This window comes from Olsenella porci (assembly GCF_009695875.1).
GTDB lineage: Bacteria > Actinomycetota > Coriobacteriia > Coriobacteriales > Atopobiaceae > Olsenella_H > Olsenella_H porci.
On record NZ_VUNC01000006.1, the window covers coordinates 137,793 to 157,937 of the forward strand.

The 20,145-nt window shown below is 66.5% G+C and carries 19 protein-coding genes, 2 tRNA genes and 1 other RNA gene; 16 read left to right on the forward strand and 6 right to left on the reverse strand.

Features of this window, described 5'->3' with window-relative positions; all coding sequences use genetic code 11:
• The first annotated feature begins 1 nt into the window (after position 1).
• The 10 genes from FYJ68_RS08240 to FYJ68_RS08285 all read left to right on the forward strand — a co-directional run bounded on the left by FYJ68_RS08240 (position 2) and on the right by FYJ68_RS08285 (position 8,910).
• The gene (locus FYJ68_RS08240) at positions 2 to 802 is read left to right on the forward strand and encodes a polyphenol oxidase family protein (protein ID WP_154435737.1); all 801 of its coding nucleotides are present in this window, start codon (positions 2 to 4) and stop codon (positions 800 to 802) included.
• Complete coding sequence (locus FYJ68_RS08245; protein WP_154435738.1) at positions 766 to 1,662, forward strand: phosphate ABC transporter substrate-binding protein; 897 nt, start codon at positions 766 to 768, stop codon at positions 1,660 to 1,662. Before FYJ68_RS08240 ends, FYJ68_RS08245 begins: the two co-directional genes overlap by 37 nt.
• On the forward strand, positions 1,659 to 3,629 hold the full coding sequence (pstC, locus tag FYJ68_RS10240) for a phosphate ABC transporter permease subunit PstC (RefSeq protein ID WP_229772137.1): 1,971 nt from the start codon (positions 1,659 to 1,661) through the stop codon (positions 3,627 to 3,629). The genes FYJ68_RS08245 and pstC overlap by 4 nt, the downstream gene beginning before the upstream one ends.
• 1 nt (position 3,630) lies before the next feature.
• Positions 3,631 to 4,437 (forward strand): phosphate ABC transporter ATP-binding protein PstB, encoded by an 807-nt coding sequence (pstB, locus tag FYJ68_RS08255; RefSeq protein WP_326832286.1) that lies wholly within the window; start codon positions 3,631 to 3,633, stop codon positions 4,435 to 4,437.
• A 44-nt stretch (positions 4,438 to 4,481) separates the two neighbouring features.
• Positions 4,482 to 5,516: a phosphate signaling complex PhoU family protein gene (locus FYJ68_RS08260; RefSeq protein ID WP_154435740.1), complete on the forward strand. Its 1,035-nt coding sequence runs from the start codon at positions 4,482 to 4,484 to the stop codon at positions 5,514 to 5,516.
• A 1-nt stretch (position 5,517) separates the two neighbouring features.
• Positions 5,518 to 6,249: a YggS family pyridoxal phosphate-dependent enzyme gene (locus FYJ68_RS08265; RefSeq protein ID WP_195837775.1), complete on the forward strand. Its 732-nt coding sequence runs from the start codon at positions 5,518 to 5,520 to the stop codon at positions 6,247 to 6,249.
• Between the two features lie 63 nt (positions 6,250 to 6,312).
• The gene (locus tag FYJ68_RS08270) at positions 6,313 to 7,026 is read left to right on the forward strand and encodes a cell division protein SepF (protein WP_154435742.1); all 714 of its coding nucleotides are present in this window, start codon (positions 6,313 to 6,315) and stop codon (positions 7,024 to 7,026) included.
• A gap of 4 nt (positions 7,027 to 7,030) precedes the next feature.
• A complete protein-coding gene (gene proC / locus FYJ68_RS08275; protein ID WP_229772138.1) occupies positions 7,031 to 7,852 on the forward strand; it encodes a pyrroline-5-carboxylate reductase in 822 nt (273 codons plus the stop codon).
• Positions 7,853 to 7,857: 5 nt separating this feature from the next.
• A complete protein-coding gene (locus FYJ68_RS08280) occupies positions 7,858 to 8,109 on the forward strand; it encodes a YggT family protein (protein ID WP_154435743.1) in 252 nt (83 codons plus the stop codon).
• Positions 8,110 to 8,205: 96 nt separating this feature from the next.
• Positions 8,206 to 8,910, forward strand: a complete 705-nt coding sequence (locus FYJ68_RS08285) for a DivIVA domain-containing protein (protein ID WP_154435744.1) — start codon at positions 8,206 to 8,208, stop codon at positions 8,908 to 8,910.
• A gap of 179 nt (positions 8,911 to 9,089) precedes the next feature.
• Here the strand turns inward: FYJ68_RS08285 and FYJ68_RS08290 are convergent, their stop codons facing one another.
• The 3 genes from FYJ68_RS08290 to rnpB all read right to left on the reverse strand — a co-directional run bounded on the left by FYJ68_RS08290 (position 9,090) and on the right by rnpB (position 11,989).
• Positions 9,090 to 9,938, reverse strand: coding sequence for a TIGR03915 family putative DNA repair protein (locus tag FYJ68_RS08290; protein ID WP_195837771.1), 849 nt, complete (start codon positions 9,936 to 9,938; stop codon positions 9,090 to 9,092).
• Positions 9,939 to 10,047: 109 nt separating this feature from the next.
• A complete protein-coding gene (locus tag FYJ68_RS08295) occupies positions 10,048 to 11,418 on the reverse strand; it encodes a putative DNA modification/repair radical SAM protein (protein WP_154435746.1) in 1,371 nt (456 codons plus the stop codon).
• Between the two features lie 209 nt (positions 11,419 to 11,627).
• Positions 11,628 to 11,989: RNase P RNA component class A (gene rnpB, locus FYJ68_RS08300), an RNA gene on the reverse strand.
• Positions 11,990 to 12,120: 131 nt separating this feature from the next.
• Here rnpB and FYJ68_RS08305 point away from each other — a divergent pair.
• Together FYJ68_RS08305 and FYJ68_RS08310 are read left to right on the forward strand one after the other, a co-directional pair.
• Complete coding sequence (locus FYJ68_RS08305; RefSeq protein WP_154435747.1) at positions 12,121 to 12,765, forward strand: IMPACT family protein; 645 nt, start codon at positions 12,121 to 12,123, stop codon at positions 12,763 to 12,765.
• A complete protein-coding gene (locus tag FYJ68_RS08310; RefSeq protein ID WP_154435748.1) occupies positions 12,765 to 13,610 on the forward strand; it encodes an HAD family hydrolase in 846 nt (281 codons plus the stop codon). Before FYJ68_RS08305 ends, FYJ68_RS08310 begins: the two co-directional genes overlap by 1 nt.
• A 73-nt stretch (positions 13,611 to 13,683) precedes the next feature.
• On the opposite strand, the gene FYJ68_RS08315 is transcribed toward FYJ68_RS08310, so the two are convergent.
• From FYJ68_RS08315 to FYJ68_RS08325, 3 genes are all read right to left on the reverse strand, one after another.
• Positions 13,684 to 14,295, reverse strand: a complete 612-nt coding sequence (locus FYJ68_RS08315) for an HAD family hydrolase (protein WP_154435749.1) — start codon at positions 14,293 to 14,295, stop codon at positions 13,684 to 13,686.
• Positions 14,296 to 14,310: 15 nt separating this feature from the next.
• Entirely contained in the window at positions 14,311 to 15,771 is a 1,461-nt protein-coding gene (locus tag FYJ68_RS08320) for a C1 family peptidase (protein WP_154435750.1), read from the reverse strand.
• 75 nt (positions 15,772 to 15,846) lie between these two features.
• Complete coding sequence (locus FYJ68_RS08325) at positions 15,847 to 17,205, reverse strand: C1 family peptidase (RefSeq protein ID WP_154435751.1); 1,359 nt, start codon at positions 17,203 to 17,205, stop codon at positions 15,847 to 15,849.
• A 222-nt stretch (positions 17,206 to 17,427) separates the two neighbouring features.
• Here FYJ68_RS08325 and FYJ68_RS08330 point away from each other — a divergent pair, with 222 nt between their 5' ends.
• The 4 genes from FYJ68_RS08330 (at position 17,428) to FYJ68_RS08345 (ending at position 20,021) form a co-directional block, all read left to right on the forward strand.
• Positions 17,428 to 18,822: a CCA tRNA nucleotidyltransferase gene (locus tag FYJ68_RS08330; RefSeq protein WP_154435752.1), complete on the forward strand. Its 1,395-nt coding sequence runs from the start codon at positions 17,428 to 17,430 to the stop codon at positions 18,820 to 18,822.
• 114 nt (positions 18,823 to 18,936) lie between these two features.
• Positions 18,937 to 19,010, forward strand: a tRNA-Gln gene (locus tag FYJ68_RS08335).
• Positions 19,011 to 19,029: 19 nt separating this feature from the next.
• Positions 19,030 to 19,106: transfer RNA gene (locus tag FYJ68_RS08340), tRNA-Glu, on the forward strand.
• A 414-nt stretch (positions 19,107 to 19,520) separates the two neighbouring features.
• Positions 19,521 to 20,021 carry a helix-turn-helix domain-containing protein gene (locus tag FYJ68_RS08345; protein ID WP_195837772.1) on the forward strand — a complete coding sequence of 167 codons (501 nt, stop codon included), beginning with the start codon at positions 19,521 to 19,523 and terminating at the stop codon, positions 20,019 to 20,021.
• The last annotated feature ends 124 nt before the right edge of the window (positions 20,022 to 20,145 follow it).

Sequence of the window (20,145 nt, forward strand, 5' to 3'; positions counted from 1 at the left end):
GATGACGACCCCGTGCCTTTCCAGGTTCGTCTCGCATGGCGTGACCCTGCTTGGTGACCAGCGTCACCCTGGCGGGGTCACGCTTGCGTTCACCGAGCGAACGGGCGGCGTGTCCGCACCGCCCTATGAGTCGCTCAACCTCGGGGACCGCTGTGGGGACGACCCGCATGCGGTGGCAGAGAACCGCTTCCGCGCCATCCGTGCCGTGGGCGCGGGAGAGTGGGAGGCGCGCCTGGTAAACCCCCATCAGGTCCATGGGGACCACGTGATCCTCGTCTCGAGCGAGGACGAGGCCTCCATCGACGCCGCCAAGCGCGCCGCCTCGGCCGGTGCCGACGCTGTGGTCTGCGTGGCTCCCCACATCCCGGTCCTTCTCTGCTATGCGGACTGCGTCCCCGTCGTGCTCGTGGTGGAGGGCGGCTTCGCGGTCGTCCACTCGGGCTGGCGCGGGACGGCCGCGAGGATTTCGGGCAAGGCGCTCGACGTGCTCCTCTCGGCCACGGGATGCCAGGCGCGTGACGCCCTCGCCTACATCGGCCCCCACATCGCGGGGCCAGACTACCAGGTCTCGCACGAGCTCCTCGAGAGGTTCGTGGGGGAGTTTGGGCCCGAGGTCGACTGCGGGGGAGACAGGCTCGACCTCGCCCGGGCGATCGAGGTCACACTCGAGGCGCGCGGGGTGCCGTCGTCCTCGATTCTCGACTGCGGCGTCTCTACGCCGAGGTCGCTGGACCGCTTCTATTCGTATCGTGCGGAGGGGGGAACATGCGGACGTCACGGCGCCATCGCCTTCATGTCCTGACCGCGCTCGCCCTAGTTGCCGTCGTCGCCCTGCCGCTCTCTGGGTGTGGCTCGGGCTCCGACGGAAGCAGCAAGACCATCACGGTCGCTGGCTCCACCACGGTGCTTCCCATAGCAGAGATCGCGGCGGAGAAGTACGAGGCCAAGACCGGCAACCAGGTCCTCGTCTCCGGCCTCGGCTCGTCGGCCGGCATCGAGGCCGTCATCAACGGGACCGCCGACATCGCCAGCTCCAGTCGCGACCTCACTGATGAGGAAGCGAGCCACGAGCTCGTCTCGACCGTGATCGCGCACGACGGCATCGCGGTCATCGTCAACGACTCCAACCCGGTCAAGAACGTCACCCTCGACCAGCTGAGGGACATCTATGCGGGGAGGATCACCAACTGGAAGGAGCTCGGGGGACCCGACCTCCCCATCGAGCTAGTGAACCGCGACGAGGCCTCGGGCACGCGCGAGGCGTTTCGCTCCATCGTGATGCGCGGCGAGGACTTTGACCGCAGCGCCGCGGTGCTTCCCGGAACCGGTCAGGTGCGAGACGTCGTGAGCAGGTCGGCGGGTGCCATCGGCTACATCTCCATAGGCTTCGTGAAGAGCGACTATGCCACCACCACGGTCAGGACGCTCAGAGTGGACGGCGTGGAGGCGACGAGGGACAACGTGAGCTCGGGGAAGTACCCCATCTCGCGAGACCTGTACTTCTTCACCAACGGCGACCCGCAAGGCGTCGCATACGACTACATCCGCTTCGTCCTCTCGGACGAGATGTCGCAGACCATCGAAGATGCGGGATACATCCCCGTCAACTGGGACCAGTCTGGAAGCGGTGACGGCACTTCGTCGGGAGGGGAGGGGAAATGAGCGAGCGCGATGACAGGGACCAGCTCCTCGAGGGCTTGCAGGAGCCTCCCCAGATAGGGCAGATCGAGCCCAACAAGGACGAGGCGCTCACCCGGAGTGCGCGAGAGCTCAAGCTCATGGACCACTCGACGTACGTGAAGGAGGGGATCCTCAAGAACCTCTTTCTCGCGTGCGCCCTCATCGCCGTGGCGGCGGTTGCGCTCATCTTCGTCTTCACGCTCGCCCGCGCGCTGCCCGTCTTCACCGACATCGGCCTCGCGGGGTTTTTCTCCTCTGTCTGGGCACCGTCCGAGGGGCGCTACGGAATCCTCGCACTCCTGGCGGGCTCCGCGCTCGTGACGGTCGGGGCGCTGGTGATCGGCGTGCCTCTCGCGGTGGGCTGTGCAGTGTACCTCACCCAGATCGCCACGCGCAGGGTCACGCGCATCGTGAGCACCGCCGTCGACCTCCTCGCCGGCATCCCCTCGGTCATCTACGGCTTCTTCGGCCTCGTGGTGCTGAGGCCGCTGATCGCCGATGCCTCGGGCGGCCTGGGCTTTGGCGCGCTCACCGCCTGGCTGGTCCTCGCGATCATGATTGTCCCAACCATCACCACGCTCTCCATGGACGCGCTCAACTCCGTCGATCCCGGCGTGCGCGAGGCCGCCTTCTCCATGGGTGCCACCCGCTGGCAGACCATCTACAAGGTCGTCCTTCCCGCGGCCAAGGTGGGCATCGTGAACGCCATCGTCCTGGGCATGGGCCGCGCCATCGGAGAGACCATGGCCGTCCTCATGATCGTGGGCAACGCGCCGGTGTTCCCGGCGTCCGTCACGAGCCCCGTCGCGACGCTCACGAGCCAGATCGCCCTCGACATGGGCTACTCGTCGGGCCTCCACCGCGCCGCGCTCTTTGGCATGGGCGTGGTCCTCTACATCATCTCTGCCGGGCTCGTGGGCATTGTCCGCATCATCACGGGGAAAAGCGAGAGGAGGGAGCGCGAGGCATCCCGTCCCGCCACCCCCGTGGCGGAAGAGGGTACGCGCTCCGTCGCCGAGGGACCGTCCAGGACGGGCTCCTCTGCCGCCAAGGCCCAGGAGGGCTCCGCCCAGCTCATCAAGAGCCGCCTTGCCAACGCCAGGAAGCCGCGCGTCTCCAAGCGTGCGACCGACGCTGCGATGACAGGAGTGTTCTCCGCCGCCGGGCTCGTGACCACCGCCATCCTGGTCCTTATCATCGGCTTCGTGGTCGTCAACGGCGCCCCGCAGATCACCCCCGCCTTCATCTTCACCTGGCCCCAGGGGGTCAACGCCGAGGGCGGCATCTTCCCTACAATCGTCTCGACGCTCTACGTCACCGCCTTGGCGACGCTCTTCGCCACGCCGATCGCGGTCCTCGCCGCCGTCTACCTGGCCGAGTACGCCCATCAGGGGAGGCTCGTCGACTTCATCCGCTACGCAACGGACACGCTTGCTTCCGTCCCCTCCATCGTCATGGGCCTCTTTGGCTACGCGGTGTTCGTGGAGGCGTGCGGATTTGGGCTCTCGATGCTCTCAGCCGCGCTTGCCCTGGCCCTCCTCATGCTGCCCCTCATCATGAGGACCACCGAGGACGCCATCCGAGCGGTGCCGCGCTACATCCGCTGGGGTGCGTACGGCCTGGGAGCCACCAAGTGGCAGGTCGTGAGCAGGGTCGTGCTGCCTGCGGCCTTCCCGCGCATCGCCACGGGCATCGTGCTCGCAATCGGCCGCGCCATCGGCGAGACCGCCATCGTGCTCTACACCATGGGGCAGGCGGTCAACCTGCCGCTCACGCCGCTGGACTCCGGGCGCTCCATGCCCGTGCACCTGTACCTTCTCGCCAACGACGGCATCAACATGGGGGCTGCCTACGGAACGGCGCTCCTGCTCATGATCATGATCCTGGCCTTCAACCTCTTTGCGCGCCACATCTCCAAGCGCGGTGCCAGGCAAAAGGGAGGGAAGTAGCGTGACCGTCTACCGCCATGCGCCCCAGAACCCCAAGGGGGAGGGCATCCACGTCGAGGACTTCAACTTCTGGTACGGCGACTTTCATGCGCTCACCGGCGTCAACCTCGACATCGCCCCGCGCAAGATCACTGCCTTCATCGGGCCGTCCGGCTGCGGCAAGTCCACCTTCCTCAGGTGCATGAACCGCATGAACGACCTCATCGAAGGTACCCGCGAGGAGGGTCTCATGTCCCTCGACGGCAACGACATCTATGCCGCCGGCGTGGACCCCGTCGACCTCAGGCGTCGGGTGGGCATGATCTTCCAGCAGCCCAACCCGTTCCCCAAGTCGATCTACGAGAACGTGGCGTTTGGGCCGCGCCTCCAGGGCGTCACCTCAAAGGGCGACCTCGACGACATCGTGGAGGAGTCCCTCAAGCGCGCCAACCTGTGGAAGGAGGTGTCGGGCCAGCTGGGAAAGAACGGTCTGGCCCTCTCCGGTGGACAGCAGCAGCGCCTGTGCATCGCGCGAGTCCTTGCGGTGCAGCCAGACGTGCTGCTGATGGACGAGCCTTGCTCGGCCATCGACCCCACGAGCGTGCAGAAGGTCGAGGACCTGATGGCCGAGCTCGCCCCCACGGTAACGATCATCATCGTCACGCACTCCATGCAGCAGGCGGCCCGCGTGAGCGACTACATGGCGTTCTTCCTGCAGGAGCGGGCGGGGGAGCCGGCTACGCTCATTGAGTACGGCGACACGAGCGAGATATTCTCCCGTCCCAGGGACCCCAGGACCGAGAGCTACATAACCGGGCGCTTTGGCTAGCGCGCCCGCCACGGCAGGACGACGGAAGACAGAGGGAGGCCATCATGCGCGAACAATTTGACAGGCAGCTGGTCGACATGCGACAGGAGGTCGTCGCGATTCTCACGGACGTCGACGTCGAGCTCCACGATGCCGTCGACGCCCTGGTGGAAGGCGACCGAGAGAAGGCAAAGCTCACCAAGAAGGCGACGCGCAAGATAGACCGCCGCTGCGAGGAGTTGGAGGACAAGGCCTATCAGGCGGTCGTGCTGCAGCAGCCGGTGGCCTCGGACCTCCGCCTGATCCAGTTCATCATCTACTCCGACTTCAACCTGCAGCGCATGAGCAACCACGCGCGCAACATCGCCAAGACGGCCAAGCGCGCCTCCAAGGTGGAGGTCCCGGGGCAGCTGCTCGACCTCCTCGCCTCCATGGCGCATCTGGTGTACCGCGTGCTGGGCACCCTGGCCGAGGCCATCGTCGAGGGCGACATCGTGAAGGCGGCCACCCTCCCCGAGCTGGACGAGCCGGTGGATGACCTCTACAAGGAGTTCTACCGCGTGTTCGCCCAGCTGCAGGAGGGCGACGACATCGACGCCGCCATCCGCGTGGTCATGGCCGCTCGCATGCTGGAACGCATCTCCGACAACGCGGTCGAGATGGGGGAGAGGGCCGTGTTCCTCTTCACCGGCAAGCGCGTGCACCTGAGCGACCTGCCCGACCTGGACGAGGGGGAGCTGCGACACATGTACGTGGCCCCGGGCCGTGCGATCACGCTCGGACTCGAAGAGGACCGGCGCGTCGCTGAGCAGATCCCCGAGGTCGACCTTGCGGACGAGGATGAGGCGCCCGACGACTTCCGCGAGGCTGCGGCGAGGAGCCTCTCCGAGCTGCACGAGCAGCGCGAGCGTCGTCGGGCCGAGCTCAAGGCGTGGCGCGAGCAGATGCGTCGTGAGTGGGAGATGAACGTGGCCCCCCATGCGGCGCCCGTCCCGGGGGAGGCTGGCCCCGCCCCCAAGCGGGACGGAGGCGAGTCCCAGGCGAAGGCGGGGGACGACGGAGAGGGTAGCGAGAGCGGAAAGAGCGGGGAGAGCGACTAGGGTGGACGAGAGCGAGCAGAAACGGTACCTGGCATTCCTCGGGGAGCGCAGGGCGCAGATCCTCGAGCGCATGGCGGGGGCGTGCGAGAGGGCCGGCAGGGACACGGGGGAGGTCACGCTCCTGGCCGTCTCCAAGACCGTTGACGTTGGCAGCGTCGCCCTCGCCTGGCAGGCGGGCTATCGAGCCTTCGGGGAGAACCGGCCGCAGGAGCTCAGGCGCAAGCTGGAGGGCCTCTCGTCTCACCCCGAGATGGATGGTGTCCGCTTTGACATGATTGGCAACCTGCAGACCAACAAGATCAACATGGTCGTGGGTAATGTCACTCTGATCCACTCGATCTCGTCGATGCACCTCGCGGACGCGGTCTCGAGCCGGTCGCAGACGCACGGGGTGACCTCGAGGGTCCTGCTCGAGGTCAACGTCTCGGGCGAGGAGTCGAAGTCGGGCCTCACGCCCGACGAGGCCCGCCAGGGGCTGGAGCACGTGCTCTGTCTCCCCGGTCTCGACCTGCAGGGCCTCATGACCATGGCGCCTCGCAACGAGCCGGACGTGGCGCGCAGGACCTTCTCGGGGCTGCGCGAGCTTCGCGACGAGCTCGCGACCAGGTCGGGAAGGGAGCTCCCCATCCTATCTTGCGGAATGAGTGATGATTTCCAAATCGCAATCGAGGAGGGTTCGACCCTCGTTAGGCTTGGGAGAACCGTGTTCGACCCAGGCTACGAGCTCAAATAGTGGAATAAACGCAACAGTGCCACACGCAACCGGGAGGTGCCCGGCGGGAAGGACGGTGTCAGCATGGGATTTCTCGACAACCTCAAGGACAGGTTTGGGTCCAAGGACGACGACTACTACGACGATGACTACTACGGTGATGATGGGTATGACGAGCCCGCGGAGCCGGTGAGGCGTCCCGAGGCGGACACCTCCGGCGTCCTGGGCAACACCCGCAGGCCCGAGGCCGAGAGCGTCTCGGTGTACACCCGCTCCGGTCGTCCCGTTGGCGACAACGCCGGCGCGGCGTCGAGCGCCTATGGCTCGGCGACGTCCACCTATGCCCCGCGCAACACCTATGCCAAGGCGCAGCAGCCCAGCTATGCGGGTTACGACGACGATGCCACGACCTCCATCGGGCAGCACTCCTACGCGTCCCACGACTCGGTCCTGGGCAACACCACCGGCGGCAACACGCCGGCTGACATCGGGCTCAAGGCCGTGCCGCGCGTGAGCTCGGGGCAGCTTCCTCCGTACGTGCTCAAGCCCGTCTCGTACGACGACGTGCAGATGGTCGTCCGTCGCGTCCGCACCAACCAGCCCGTGGTCCTCGTGTTCAGGAACACCAACATCGAGACCGCCAAGAGGATCCTCGACTTCTGCTTTGGCCTTGCCTGTGGCCTGGGTGGAGTGGTCGACGAGCTGGGCGACCGCGTCTTTGTCGTGATGCCCCAGGGCGTCGAGCTGTCGGACTCCGACATCAACAAGCTCGTCGCTGACGGCACGATCCAGAGGTAGCGTGATGGGCATGGGCAGCGAGCACCTGGACTTCACCGTCGGCGTCGTGGGCGCGGGCTCGATGGGGGCGGCGGTTGCCTCGGGCCTGGTTCGCTCCGGAGCCATGGATGCCTCGCAGGTGAGCGTCTCCAACCCCTCCGAGGGCAAGCTCGAGCCCCTCGCCAAGATGGGCGTCTCGACCTTCCGGAGCAACGCGAGCATGCTTCAGGGTGACGTGCAGGTCGTGGTGCTTGCCGTGAAGCCCCAGATCCTCCCCGCCGTGGTGGACGAGATGGGCAAGGCACTCCAGGGGCGTCTCGTCATCTCCATTGCCGCCGGCATCTCGCTTAAGACCCTCGAGGGTCTCATGCCCTCGTCTCGCGTGGTGCGCGCCATGCCCAACCTGCCGGTGCAGGCGCTCTCGGGGGCGACGGCGGTGTGCGTGGGCTCCAGTGCGACCGAGGAGGACGCCAGGCGCGCGCTGGGCGTCTTCTCCTGCCTTGGAGTGGCGAAGCTGATGAGGGAGGACCAGCTCGACGCCGAGGGTGCGGTCGTCTCCTGCGGCCCCGCGTACGTGGCGCTGGTCGCTGACGCGCTCACCCGCCGCGGTGTCGAGGCGGGCCTTCCCGCCGCCGACGTCCGGCAGATGGTCCTCTCGACCATGTGCGGCGTTGCCGAGCAGCTCCTTGAGTCGGGCGAGAACCCCCGGGCCTACATGGAGCGGGTCACCTCTCCCGGCGGCACGACTGCCGCGGGCCTGCGGGCAATGGAGCCCGGCCTGGTCGATTCCCTGTGGGTGGGGGTCGACGCCGCCCTCCGTAGGACCGCGGAACTCTCCGGAAAGTAGGTTTCATGGGCAACGTTCGCTATTTCCTGGGTCAGGTCCTGTACCTCTACGAGTGGGTGATCGTGATCGAGTGCATCCTCTCGTGGCTCCGCATGACCGGCTCGACCGTGATCGAGGACGTCTACCAGGCGACGAACACGCTGGTCGAACCGGTGGTCGGTCTGTTCCGTCGCTTCATCCCACCCATCATGGGGATGGACTTCTCGCCCATGGTCGCATTGCTGGTGATCGAGGTGGTGCGGAATCTGGTCTACTGACGCAGGCACGCAAAACCCATGTGGGGATATACTCTAGCAAGTGGTCTTCCGCACCAGTGAACCAGCGGTGCGCAACCTAATTCGAAGGGAACACAGATGGCTATCACACCAGCAGACATCGAGCAGATGACCTTCTCCGAGGCCAAGAAGCACGGTTACAGCACCGAGGAGGTCGACGCCTTCCTCGACCAGCTGGCGAGCGAGGTTGACGCCATGCTCCAGAAGATCGCGGACCTCAAGGGTCGCCTCAACAACTCCGAGCAGCAGCTTGCCGCCGCGCAGGCACAGGTCGCTCAGCTCAAGGAGCAGAGCGCGTCCTCTGCCGCCATCGAGCCCGCTCCCGTTCCCCCGGCGCCTGTCGCCGACTACGGTGCGTCCGAGCGTCAGATCTCGCAGGTCCTCATCGTCGCCCAGCAGAGCGCCGACAAGCTCCTGGCAGACGCCCGCGCCAATGCCGACAACATCCGCAACGAGGCGGATCAGAAGGCACGCGAGGTCATCCGCCAGGCGCTCGCCGAGAAGCAGAACGAGCTGGACGAGATCGATCGTCTCAAGCAGTCGCGCGAGGACTTCCGCAGCGAGTACAAGAAGATGCTGCAGCACTTCATGGACGATGCCGACAGCGTCTTCCCCGAGAAGACCTTGAACACTCCCACCGGCTCCGCGAAGGGCTCCTCCTCCACCTCGTCATTCGTGACGCCGGCTCCCGTGGCTCCGCAGCCCGCAGCCCCCGCAGTCGATGCGCAGGCGACCACCTTTGCCCCCGCTCCCACGGACACGGACTTCAGCGACCTGGACTAGTGCGCAATCTCCTGTGGTACCCAAAGTGGCGGCCGACTCCCTACGGGGTCGGCCGCCTTTGCTTGTCCATAGTTTGTCCGTAGTAAGGGCGGAGATTGGTGACGAACGGCGGGGATTCGCCTTCTGGGGCGGATGGGCTTGGGCACGTCCGGTTCATGCCCCGTGGACGTGTTTGTGGCTCAGGCGCTGCCAATTCTCTGTTGCCCCAACGTCCCCTGAGGCTTTGAGGCCCATCCGGCGTAGGGGCTGGCAGGTGTCTTCGCGAGCTCGGGAAGAGAGTCCCAAAGCCGCTTGGGCATGAACTGGATCCTGAGGTCATAACCCCTGCTTGCGGCGTCCCTGCCAGGGAGCTCCATCGAGCGGTAGAACGTCGCCCACATCTCCTGGAACTTCCGCTCCTCCGCATCGACGTCCGACGCCCTCTCTCCCATCTGGCGCGCCATCCCCGGATCGAGTCGCGCCACGCGTGCCGTGCGCTCGCCCGCCTCGTGGAAGACCGCCACCCCATGGATGGGGTCGAGCATGCAGAAGCGGTCCCCTCTCATCCTCCTCGAGAAGTGCTGGGCGCAAAGTGGAAGCGTGTTCGCCCTGGGCGAGAACGAGCAGAACCAGCCTCCGCTGGGGAGGTGCGAGAAACGGGCGAACTGCCGCGTCTTCTCGCACTCTGACGAGACCTGCCGCGCAAGGGTGTCGATTGCCAGCACGTCGGCATGCGCGAGGCTGGTCGTGACGGTTCTGCCCAGGGAGAACGAGAGTCTGACGTAGCGGCTTACGACCTGGGGCATATTGGGGTCGTCTGAGGCGCAAGCGTACAGGATCCGATTGGTGCAACCCGCTCCGCAGCGCTGCCCAAGAGATTGCCAGACGCGACGGGCGAGGGGGACCAGCTCATCCTCGCTTGCCTCCGACACCAGGAGAACCCTCTCCAGCAGGCCCGGCTGCAGTTCCTTGCGGTCGCAGACCCTGGTTGACGATGGATCCGAATGTGCAAGGTAGGTGAGGGCGACCCCACCGAGGACGCCTTCCATCGACCTGGGTACCCCAAGAACTACCGGTGCCCCCTCATCTCGCGCCGCCACGAGCGACTCTACGATGCCACGAAGGCCCGCGGAGACGACCTCCTCCCCTTGACCGTTCTCAGAAGAGGGAAAGCTGCCCCTCCGCCTCTCGTCGGGCATGGGAGTACCTTGTTGAACGCGCATCCTCCACTGCCTTTCTCCTAAGATAGCCCTCGTCCAGCACGGAGCCGCGGTCCCTTCTCCCGCAGCAGGTTACGAAGGGTCTTGCGCGCTTGAGGGTTATCTTGAGCGACGCCAGGTCATCGAAGCTAAGGCGTTGCGTCCTGCGTGCGGCAATGATTCTTCTGGCGCCCACGGGGCCGATGCCCGGAACGCGGAGGAGGGTCTCCAGAGATGCTGTCATGACCTCGACGGGGAAGCGGTCGAGGTTCGCGATTGCCCAGGCGAGCTTTGGGTCGAGGTCGAGGTCGAGCCACGGCCTGTCCTCGGTCACCAGCTCGCCTGGTGAGAAGTCGTAGTAGCGCATGAGCCAGTCCGCCTGGTACAGCCTGTGTTCGCGCCTGAGGGGCACGGGCGTCCCGGGCTCGGGGAGGCGCGAGTCGCTGAGCATGGGCATGTATGCCGAGAAGAACACCCTCTTGAGGTCGAACTTCTTGTACAGGGACTCCGAGAGCCTGAGTATCTGGCGGTCCGTCTCGGGTGACGCCCCCACGATGAGCTGGGTGGACTGGCCCGCTGGGGCGAACTTCCTATGCGAGTTGGGAACGGCGCTCCTGGACTTATTCAGGGTCATCCTGAGCGCCGCCCCGCCCAGTCCGGGGCCCATGTCCCCCGATGCTGGCCTGCGCGCCAGCGAGGCCCCCCTTCCCTGGGCGAGGAGGCGGCTCTCCTCCTCCCGCCTGCCTCGCGCGATCTGACCCATGGGCGCGAGGACGGCACGCGAGTCCTTGTCCGGGCAGAGCGCCTGGAGCGACGCCGAGCTGGGGAGCTCGACGTTGGAGCTCAGTCGGTCGGCGAGCAGCCCCAGGCGCCTGACGAGCTCCGGCGACGTGCCGGGAATCACCTTGGCATGGATGTAGCCGTTGAAGTGGTAGTCCTGCCGAAGGGTGCGCAGGCACGCTATCATGCGCTCTGTCGTCTCGTCCGGAGTCCCCAGCACGCCCGACGAGAGGAAGAGCCCCTCGATGTAGTTTCGCTTGTAGAAGCCGATGGTGAGCTCGGCCAGCTCTTTGGGGGAGAAGGTCGCCCGCGGACACGAGGCGCCGCGCCGGTTGACGCAATAGGCGCAGTCGTAGCTGCAGGCGTTGGACATGAGCACCTTGAGGAGCGTGATGCAGCGCCCGTCCGGCGCGAAGCTGTGGCAGCAGCCAGCAGCCCGCGCGTCTCCCACATCGCCCTTGCGAGGGCCCCTCTCCACGCCCGAGGAGGTGCAGGCGGCGTCGAACTTTGCCGCCTCCGCGAGGATCGCAAGCTTGTCCATGGCGTCCATGGGTCCTCCAGACCGTACAGGTGTTCTGTACCGATTATAGGAGAGTACCAACGTTGCGTACAGGCGTTCTGCTGGGTATGCCCATGGCAGGCTTGAAAGCTGTGACTTACGTCGCGCTACTATAACTGAGCCCCATCGCCGAGATAGGATAAGCTGCGATAAGAGTGTTGCGATTAACAGGCAGGATGTACCCGTGCGAGATAAGGTAAGTGCGAAGTGGGCCGATGAGCCGGGTTCTGTCGTGGACGATCATTTATCTACTGACGCCGTTGCCGACGCCCTCTAGCGCGCAACCCGAGCGTGGTGCGGGCCACACCATGGCGCTCCTATTTGCGTTTGCTCCGGAAGGGGCTTGCCAAGCCGCCGTGTTGCCACGACGCTGGTGGTCTCTTGCACCACCGTTTCAGCTTTTCTCTCACCTGCTTGCGCAGGCAGCGGGAGTCTTCTTTTCTGCGGCGCTTTCCGTCGGGTCACCCCGCCTGGCCGTTAGCCAGCTTCCTGCCCTGTGGAGCCCGGACTTTCCTCATGGCCACCCGTTGCCGGGAGGCCCCGCGATCGTCTGGCCCACTTCGCAGGGTGATTGTAGCATGCCCCCGTCGTCTCCCCACCAGCTTCCCGCATCTTCATCTTGGCTGCGTCCTGATGGTGCCCAGTCTCCTTTGGTACCATCTGCAGGAGACGTTCGTCCGTCTGGGAGGTTGCATGCAGGCATCCGATGGATATCTCACGCTCGAGGGCGGGTACGAGGCGACTGCCGAGGTCGTCGACCGCAGGAGTCGCTTCATAGCGCAGGTCCGCCACGTGGAGGGCGAGGCACAGGCCGAGGAGTTCATCGCAGAGGTGCGGTCGCGCCACCACGACGCCCGGCACAACGTCCCCGCCTGGCTGCTGCGCGACGGGAGGGAGAGGTGCTCCGACGACGGGGAGCCTCAGCGCACCGCCGGCATGCCGTGCCTCGACGTCCTGAGGGGGGCGTCGCTCTCGGACGTGTGCTGCGTGGTTACGCGCTACTTTGGCGGGACCCTCCTTGGGCCGGGGGGACTCGTCCGCGCCTACTCCGCCGCGGTCCAGGCGGCTGTGGACCAGGCGCGTGACGGGGGCCATCTAGTCCAGATGACCCTGGTGACGCGTGTGACCTGCACCATCCCCTATGCCGCCTACGGTCGCGTGGAGCGCCTGGTGGGGGAGTGCGGGGGCAAGGTGAGGGACACCATCTTCGCCGAGGACGTGCAGATGAACTGCGCGTTTCCCACGGGGCGGGAGGGCGCCTTCGTGAGCGCCATGCGCGAGCTCGCCAACGGCGAGGACCTCTGCGTGGTGGGCGAGCCCGCCTTTGGGGTGCTGTGATGGTCGGCCTGTTTGCCAGCGACCTGGACGGGACGCTCCTGGGGGTGACGCACCGGGTGAGCCGTCCTGTCCTTCGCGCCATCCGCGCGGCAACCGATTCGGGGAGGCACTTCGCCGTCGCAACGGGCAGGGTCATGCGATCGCCCGATGACTTCGGCTTCGCCAGCGTTCCCATCGAGTCGGTCTGCGCAAACGGTGCCATCGTCCTTGGCAGGGATGGCTCGGTGCTCCATCACGTCCCCATGGACCCCGACTTCGTGGGAGCCCTCCTGGAGGCGTTTCCCGGGATCGACCTGCAGTGCGTCTCTCTCGACCGCACCTATCACCGCTGCTCTAGGGACGAGTTCTTGGCGCATCGGCGCGGCGGCAGCCCGGCTTGGAGGGTCCTCTCGCACCTCGTGCCCCTTCGCGAGGGGGAGCACGTCTTTGGCCGCTCCGTCGAGGGAATCGTCTCGTCAGGCATCGTGAAGGTGAACTGCAGGCCCACCGACCCCGGGGTCGCGCAGGCTCTTGTGGCGTACGTCTCCGCACACCCGTCGCAGGCGGTCAACGCCCCGTTCAGTTCCCAGATGCTCGAGATCACCGACCCGTCCGCGAACAAGGGCTGTGCGGTCGCGTGGCTCGCGGGGTGGCTGGGGCTTCGCGAGGACCAGGTGGCGGTCTACGGCGACGGGGGCAACGACGTGGCCATGCTCAGGCGCTTCTCGCGCTCCTACGCCCCTGTGGGGGCAATGCCCAAGGCCAAGGAGTCCGCCTCGAGAGTCCTGGGTTCCAACGCGCTCTATGCGGTGCCTCGGCACGTTTTGGAAACCGTGCGCAAAGAGGGGGCGTTCACAGCGGGCTAGGCGGGGGAGAGAAGGGCACCCACCGGCTTGCCACCCGCGCCGATGGGTGCCCTCTCGTCTCTTCCCAAATGCGCTAGAGGGTGATGCCGAAGTCTCCCAGGTGCACCTCGAGGTCCGTGGCGGTGGTGAAGCGGTAGGCGCTCATCCCCGCCTTGCGAGCGCCCTCCACGTTGTCCTGGTTGTCGTCCACGAAGAGACAGGAGGAGGGATCCAACCCATACCTCTGGCACAGGAGGGCGTAGATGGCGGGGTCGGGCTTCATCAGGTGCTCGTAGGCCGAGACCACCCAGCCCGAGAAGAGGGGGAGCACGGGGATCCTCCCCTTGGCGCGGTCGAACCTGACGCCGGCGTTGGACAGCAGGTAGAGGCTGTACCCAGCCTGGTGCAGCCGCCGTGCGAGGTCGTTGGTCTGGTCGATCGCCGGCTGGTGCAGGTCCCAGTTGGCGGCGGCGTCCTCAAGGCTTGGCCACAGGCGCTCCGGAAGCCGCCTGCGGGCGATGGCGAGCATGGTGTCCTCGCTGATGACGCCGGCGTCGAGCAGCGCCCAGGAAGGGTTGGAGAACAGCGCGTTGTTGAGGGCGTGGGCGTCCTCCTCGCTCGACGTGAAGGCATGCGAGAAGAGCATGCCGTCAAAGCGGAGGAGCACCTGCCCCATGTCGAAGACGATGTTCTCGATGCCTGCCATTGCCTCTCCCCTCCGCTACAGCGACTGGTGGCGAAGCGCGCGGCCCATGCCGCTCCAGGGCTCCACCTCGTCGGCGGGCAGCTCGTCCCACATCCTGAGCACGTCCTCGGGAACGAACTCGCGGCGGACGGCGACCTCTCCGCCGTACAGGTGGAACCAGTCGGCGGAGACCACCAGGAAGCCGTCCTTGCAGGCGTCCTTGCCCCAGCTGTTCTCCACGCGCCATGCGACGGGACGCCCGTCCTCGCCCAGCTCCACGCCCTGGAAGGTCATCGCGTGCGTGAGCGAGCTCTCGCGCAGGTCGTACATGTCGGCGCGCCCCATCTGCAGGTCGACGTCGAAGAGACCCTCGTAGTCCATCGTGTCGAGGGCGAGCACCCCGGGGAAGTCCTCGATTCCGCGCGGGAACTGCTGCATCACGTCACAGGACATCTCGCAGGGGACGCCCGCCTTGAGCGAGGCCACGGCCGCGGCGTCGAGGACCTCTGGCTCCACGTTGAGGAAGCGCAGGGGCGTGGCGCCCAGCACGCTGTCGGTCCACCTCAGGTGGTACGCATGGTTGAAGGGTCGGGTCTCGCCGGGGATCGAGACCAGGTCGACGTAGTCGTTGGGGTCAAAGGGAACGTAGCGCTCAGCGAACTGCCTTGGGGTGATGCCGCGGTCTCGAAGGATGCGGCGCGGCTTGTCGTCGTCCTTGCCATCACCCTTGCCTCCGTCGCCCTCGCGTGAGCCGCCCTGGATCTCGAGCCTCTCGGTGGGGACCTTCGCGTCCTTGCCGACGGCGATCTCGAGGTCAAACGTCGCAGGGGGCTCGCCCAGGCAGATCGCGAGCATGCGGTAGAAGCCCTCGAGCATCTCCTGCTTGCGCGCCCTGAGGGCATCGTCGTCCACGCCCTGGGCATGCATGCGGCGAAGCTCGCACGCGTCGCGCCTTGCGAGCCTGTTGAGCTGGGCGTCCATCTGCGAGGAGTCCTTGGAGCAGGCGGTCTCGGGCATCGCGTCCTTGGGGACGAGGCCCCACTTCGCGATGAGGTTCATCGCGAACGGGTAGTAGCCCCCGTCCTCGATGCCGCCCTCGAGCACGAACGAGAGCTCGCGGTCGTCTGCGGGACGGTCTGCCAGGGCTATCACGTTCTCGAGGAAGGCGTTGGCCTTCTCCAGCTTGTCGTAGAACATGCCGAACGACTGGCTGAACTCGAAGCTGTCGACGTCGAGCAGGCGCATGGTCTCGGCGCGGGCGACGTTGTAGGCCGAGAACATCCAGCAGCGGCCCGAGTGACGCTGGTTGGTCACCTCTCCCGTCTTGGGTCGGCTAACCGAGAAGGTGTCGTGGTAGGTCCTCAGGGTCGAGACGTCGCGCGCCGCCTTGAAGAGGTTGTCGGACGTCACCGCGTTGCGCGCGATGCGGTTGCCGCGGCTTCCGCCAAAGCTGTCGTGCTGTTCCCGTGCCCAGCTGGGCTCGACTGTGGTGCTCATGTCTCTCCTAACGCGGCGCCCTCCCGTGGGCGGGGAGGGCGCCTTTGGTCGCTGTCGTGTGGCTGCTGTGCGTCCCTAGCGGGCGAGCGCGAGGGATCCCATGGGGTCCCAGGGCTCCAGGACCGTGGGCTCCTCGGTCTCGTAGGTGTGGCGCTCGTCGGGCGAGAGGTACTTCTTATCCACAACGACCTGGTACACGTACTGGTCGAACCAGGGGTCGGAGAGGGTGTCGAAGCCGTCCCTGCCGTGGTCCTTGCCCCAGCTGTTCTCGACCTTCCAGAGGGTGGGGGCGCCACTCTCGTCCAACCTGACGCCCTCGAGCACCATGGCATGGGTCATGAGGGACTCGCCGTAGTCCAGGCGCTCCGCCTTGTCCATGCAGCCCTCCACGGGGAACCCGAGGAGGCCGTCCACGTCGAGGGCGGCGGTGTCCATGATGCCCTCGTCGCCCAGGTAGCTCTGTGCCACGTCGCAGCCAAACCACACGGGGAGGCCGTCGCGCAGCTGCGCCAGGGCGACGCGCTTGAGCTCGGCGGGCTCGAGGTTGAGGTAGCGCACGCCGCCGTCCTCCCACACGTTGCCCAGGCGGCTCACCGTGTAGGTGTGGCCAAACGGTTTGTCGGCGGTGGGGGCGCTGATCAGCGACACGTAGTCGTCGAGCTCCATGCCCACCGCCTCGTCAAAGAACTCCCTGGGCGTGAACGTGCCGGAGAGCGCGAGCTCGTCGTCCTTGTCGCGCAGGCGCACCTCAAAGCTCGCGGGGGGCTCCCCCAGGCAGGTGACGAGCAGGTGGTACACGTCGTCCATCATCTGCTTCTTCATCGAGGAGAGGTCGTCTGGGCCGACCCCCGCCTCGTGGGACTCGCGCAGGCGCTTGGCGCAGCCGCGCAGGTAGCGGGTGAGATACGCGTCCATCTCGCGGGTGTTGCGCGAGCAGGCGGTCTCGGGCATCGACTCCTTGGGGACGACGCCGTACTTCCTCACGAGGCTCTTGAACATGTCCCACTGCCCACCATCGCCGATGGGGTCGGTCAGCAGGTAGGAGACGAGCCTGCCGCCCAGGGGCTCGTCAAGCGTGTCGAGGATGTTCTCGAGGAACCAGTTGCTCTTCTCCAGCTTGTCGTAGAACAGGGGGAAGGCCTGGCTTAGCTCGAAGGTCTTGAGGTTGTACTTCTTGATGACGCGGTAGCGCATGGTGTTGAGGCTCGCGAACATCCAGCAGCGGCCGGAGCGCTGCTGGTCGCAGCGCTTGCCCTGGGTGAGGTCGATGTCAAACTGCATCGTGTTGCCCGCGACTCCCTCGGGGACGCGCGCCGCCGCGCGAAGGCCCATGCTGGTGACTGCGTTCTTGGCGACGACGTTCGCGCGCTCGGAGAAGAACCCCTCGCGGCTGTTCGCCAGGTCCTCGGTGGTGACGCTCCTCATCGTGTCCATTCGTTCTCCCTTCCCGCGCTTGGCGGATCTAAATTTGCACCGATGCGAGGATAGCACGGCGGTTGCGTTGGCCTTGCAGCGGCGTGGCGGGTGTGGAGACGCGCGAGCGACGGCGTCTGGGGGCGTACTCCCATGTCTGCCGTATACTCGTGGGAAGACAGGGGTGCGCGGGGCCAGCGTGTCGTCGGGGGTCCCGTCTGCACGCTTCCGGAGGGAGGCCACATGGGAGCGGTGGGAGTTCCCGCCTACGACCTTCCCGACTACGCGGTGAGGGTCCTCTCCGTCCTCGAGTCGGCGGGGTTCGAGGCCTGGGTCGTCGGGGGATGGGTGAGGGATGCGCTGCTCGGAGCGCCCTCGCACGACGTGGATGTAACCACCTCCGCCCACTGGAGGCAGACCGCCTCGTGCCTTCGTGCGGCGGGAATCACCGTCCACGAGACGGGGACCAAGCACGGCACCGTTACCGCGGTCGTGGACGGGCATCCCGTGGAGATCACCACCTATAGGGTGGAGGGCGCCTACAGCGACCTCAGGCATCCCGACGAGGTCCGCTTCGTCACCGACGTGCGGGAGGACCTCGCGCGCCGTGACTTCACCATCAACGCCATGGCGTTCCACCCCGTGCGCGGGCTCCTCGACCCGTTCGGCGGGAGGGATGACCTCGCGAGGGGGCTCATCCGTGCCGTGGGGGACCCGAGGCTTCGCTTTGAGGAGGACGCCCTCAGGGTGCTTCGTGCGGTGCGGTTCGCGTGCCGCATGGGCTTCTCGGTGGAGCCGCGCACCCAGGAGGCGCTCGCCGCCTGCGCCCCGGAGCTTGCCCACGTCGCGCGCGAGCGCGTCGGGCAGGAGCTCGACGGCATCATCGCGTCGGGGCGCATGTCCTGGGCGCTTCTCCACGAGACCGAGGTCATGGGGGAGGCCATCCCACAGGTGGCGGCAATGGCTGACTTTGACCAGTGCACCCCCTACCACATCTACGACGTGCTTGAGCACACCTCGCACGTCTGCGCGGCGGTCGAGGAGTTTGGCGGTGGGATGCCCCTGCCCGCACTGCGGTGGGCGGCGCTTCTCCACGACGTCGCCAAGCCGGTGACGTTCACGCGCGACGAGACGGGGCGCGGCCACTTCTTCGGGCATCCCAAGGTCGGCGCCGTCATGGCGGAGTCGATCATGCGCGAGCTCGCTCTGCCCGGGTCGCTCGTCTCGTCCACACGCATGCTGGTGCGTCTCCACGACCATGTGGTCAAGCCGACGGCCCGGTCGATGAGGAGGACGCTCTCCAAGTTCGAGCGCGCCTGCCCGGGGGAGGCTCCCTCCCTCACCTTCGCGCTCCTCGACCTCAAGCGCGCGGACGCGGTGTCCAAGGCACCCGGGGCGGAGCGCTACGTCGCCGAACTCGATCGCGTCACCGAATGCCTCCGCCGGCAGATCGAGGGGGGTGCCGTCTATCGCATGAAGGACCTTCCCGTCACCGGTGCGGACGTCATTCGGGAGACTGGCATGCCGCCTGGCCCTGCCGTTGGAGCCATGCTTGGCGAGCTTCTCTCGGGTGTGATCAACGACGAGCTTCCCTGCGACCGCGAAGTGCTCCTTGATCGGATGCGCGGCAAGGGATAGGGGGCTTAAGGCCCTGGATGGCTCCCCGAAAAGAATTTGAGATTCACCCTTGTGTGGCTGCAGCAGATGGGGTAAAGTATCTTATCGCATTGAGACGCACAAGACAACACCAATTGGGACGTCGTCTAGTGGTAGGACAACGGATTCTGGTTCCGTCAGCGGGAGTTCGACTCTCTCCGTCCCAGCCATGTGCGCTTCAATCAGTTTGGCCCGTTCGTCTAGCGGTTTAGGACGCCGCCCTCTCAAGGCGGAGATCAGCAGTTCGAATCTGCTACGGGCTACCACACGTTCGCGGGTCACCTTCGGGTGGCCCGCTTTTTTGTGTATGTCAACAGGGGCGAAAGCGCCTCTCCTGCGCAACGAGCGACAAGGAGGGGGCTCCCTACTCCCCCACGTTGGGGCCCTGCGTAGCGCGACGTTCCCGCCCTCGTGTGGGGCTCCGGTTGCCATTCGGTGTGGTGGGCAGTCAGTCACATCCTGTTCCCCTGGCGTACGGTGACGGATGGGGGAGCGCCATAAATTCTCCTGTCATGTGGTGCTGCGAGCGTGGGATGCTTAGCCGTACCCAGCCTCGTGCGGATTCTTCCGACACGTGCTTAGCTGTTGTGTGCCAACAGGTTGTTGACACATGACGTGACAAAAGGGGAGGACTCCTCCAAGCTGTGACTTGTCGAAGGTTGCAGCGAGAGGAGCCCCCCTTGTTCCAGCATTCTAACTCACGGCTCACGCCCCGCGGGCGGCAGAGGCTCGTCGAGCGCGTCCGCGCCGGCGAGAGCGTGTCCGCCGTCGCCCGGGAGGCGGGCGTGAGCAGGCAGACGGCCCACAAGTGGATCGCGAGGGCCGAGGCGGGCGAGCCGCTGTCGGACCGCCGCAGCCGCCCCTCGCACCTCGCGAGGCTCACGCCCCCCGACGTCGAGGCGAGGGTCGTGGAGGCCCGCCGCGCCCGCCTGCTCGCCCCGCTCGCCCTCGCCGCCGAGACCGGGGTGCCCGCCCGCACCTGCGCCAGGATCGTCGCGCGCAACGGCCTGCCGCGCCTGGCCGACGTCGACCGCGTGACCGGCGAGCCCAGGAGACGCGGCCCCGTGACCCCGCGCCGCTACGAGAGGGAGGCGCCCGGCGAGCTCGTTCACGTCGACGTCAAGAAGGTCGCGAGGGTCCCCGACGGCGGCGGCTGGAGGGCGCGCGGCGCCGACGCCTGATAGCGCTAGCTTAGGTTTCACCAGATTGACCAACACGCGCCCCAATCCGACCAGCGCGAATGCGCCAGCCAAACCAGCGTAGTTTCACCACTTTCACCAACTAGGCTCAGCCCCGAACCGACGA

Excerpts from the sequence above, each read along its gene's own strand:
- pstC (WP_229772137.1), top strand. The coding sequence starts at position 1,659 with ATGAGCGAGCGCGATGACAGGGACCAGCTCCTCGAGGGCTTGCAGGAG.
- FYJ68_RS08245 (WP_154435738.1), top strand. The coding sequence starts at position 766 with ATGCGGACGTCACGGCGCCATCGCCTTCATGTCCTGACCGCGCTCGCC.
- FYJ68_RS08295 (WP_154435746.1), bottom strand. The coding sequence starts at position 11,418 with ATGGACGCCATGGACAAGCTTGCGATCCTCGCGGAGGCGGCAAAGTTC.
- FYJ68_RS08270 (WP_154435742.1), top strand. The coding sequence starts at position 6,313 with ATGGGATTTCTCGACAACCTCAAGGACAGGTTTGGGTCCAAGGACGAC.
- FYJ68_RS08280 (WP_154435743.1), top strand. The coding sequence starts at position 7,858 with ATGGGCAACGTTCGCTATTTCCTGGGTCAGGTCCTGTACCTCTACGAG.
- FYJ68_RS08330 (WP_154435752.1), top strand. The coding sequence starts at position 17,428 with ATGGGAGCGGTGGGAGTTCCCGCCTACGACCTTCCCGACTACGCGGTG.
- FYJ68_RS08305 (WP_154435747.1), top strand. The coding sequence starts at position 12,121 with ATGCAGGCATCCGATGGATATCTCACGCTCGAGGGCGGGTACGAGGCG.
- FYJ68_RS08315 (WP_154435749.1), bottom strand. The coding sequence starts at position 14,295 with ATGGCAGGCATCGAGAACATCGTCTTCGACATGGGGCAGGTGCTCCTC.
- FYJ68_RS08310 (WP_154435748.1), top strand. The coding sequence starts at position 12,765 with ATGGTCGGCCTGTTTGCCAGCGACCTGGACGGGACGCTCCTGGGGGTG.
- FYJ68_RS08260 (WP_154435740.1), top strand. The coding sequence starts at position 4,482 with ATGCGCGAACAATTTGACAGGCAGCTGGTCGACATGCGACAGGAGGTC.
- proC (WP_229772138.1), top strand. The coding sequence starts at position 7,031 with ATGGGCATGGGCAGCGAGCACCTGGACTTCACCGTCGGCGTCGTGGGC.
- FYJ68_RS08320 (WP_154435750.1), bottom strand. The coding sequence starts at position 15,771 with ATGAGCACCACAGTCGAGCCCAGCTGGGCACGGGAACAGCACGACAGC.
- FYJ68_RS08285 (WP_154435744.1), top strand. The coding sequence starts at position 8,206 with ATGGCTATCACACCAGCAGACATCGAGCAGATGACCTTCTCCGAGGCC.
- FYJ68_RS08240 (WP_154435737.1), top strand. The coding sequence starts at position 2 with ATGACGACCCCGTGCCTTTCCAGGTTCGTCTCGCATGGCGTGACCCTG.
- FYJ68_RS08290 (WP_195837771.1), bottom strand. The coding sequence starts at position 9,938 with ATGGAAGGCGTCCTCGGTGGGGTCGCCCTCACCTACCTTGCACATTCG.
- FYJ68_RS08325 (WP_154435751.1), bottom strand. The coding sequence starts at position 17,205 with ATGGACACGATGAGGAGCGTCACCACCGAGGACCTGGCGAACAGCCGC.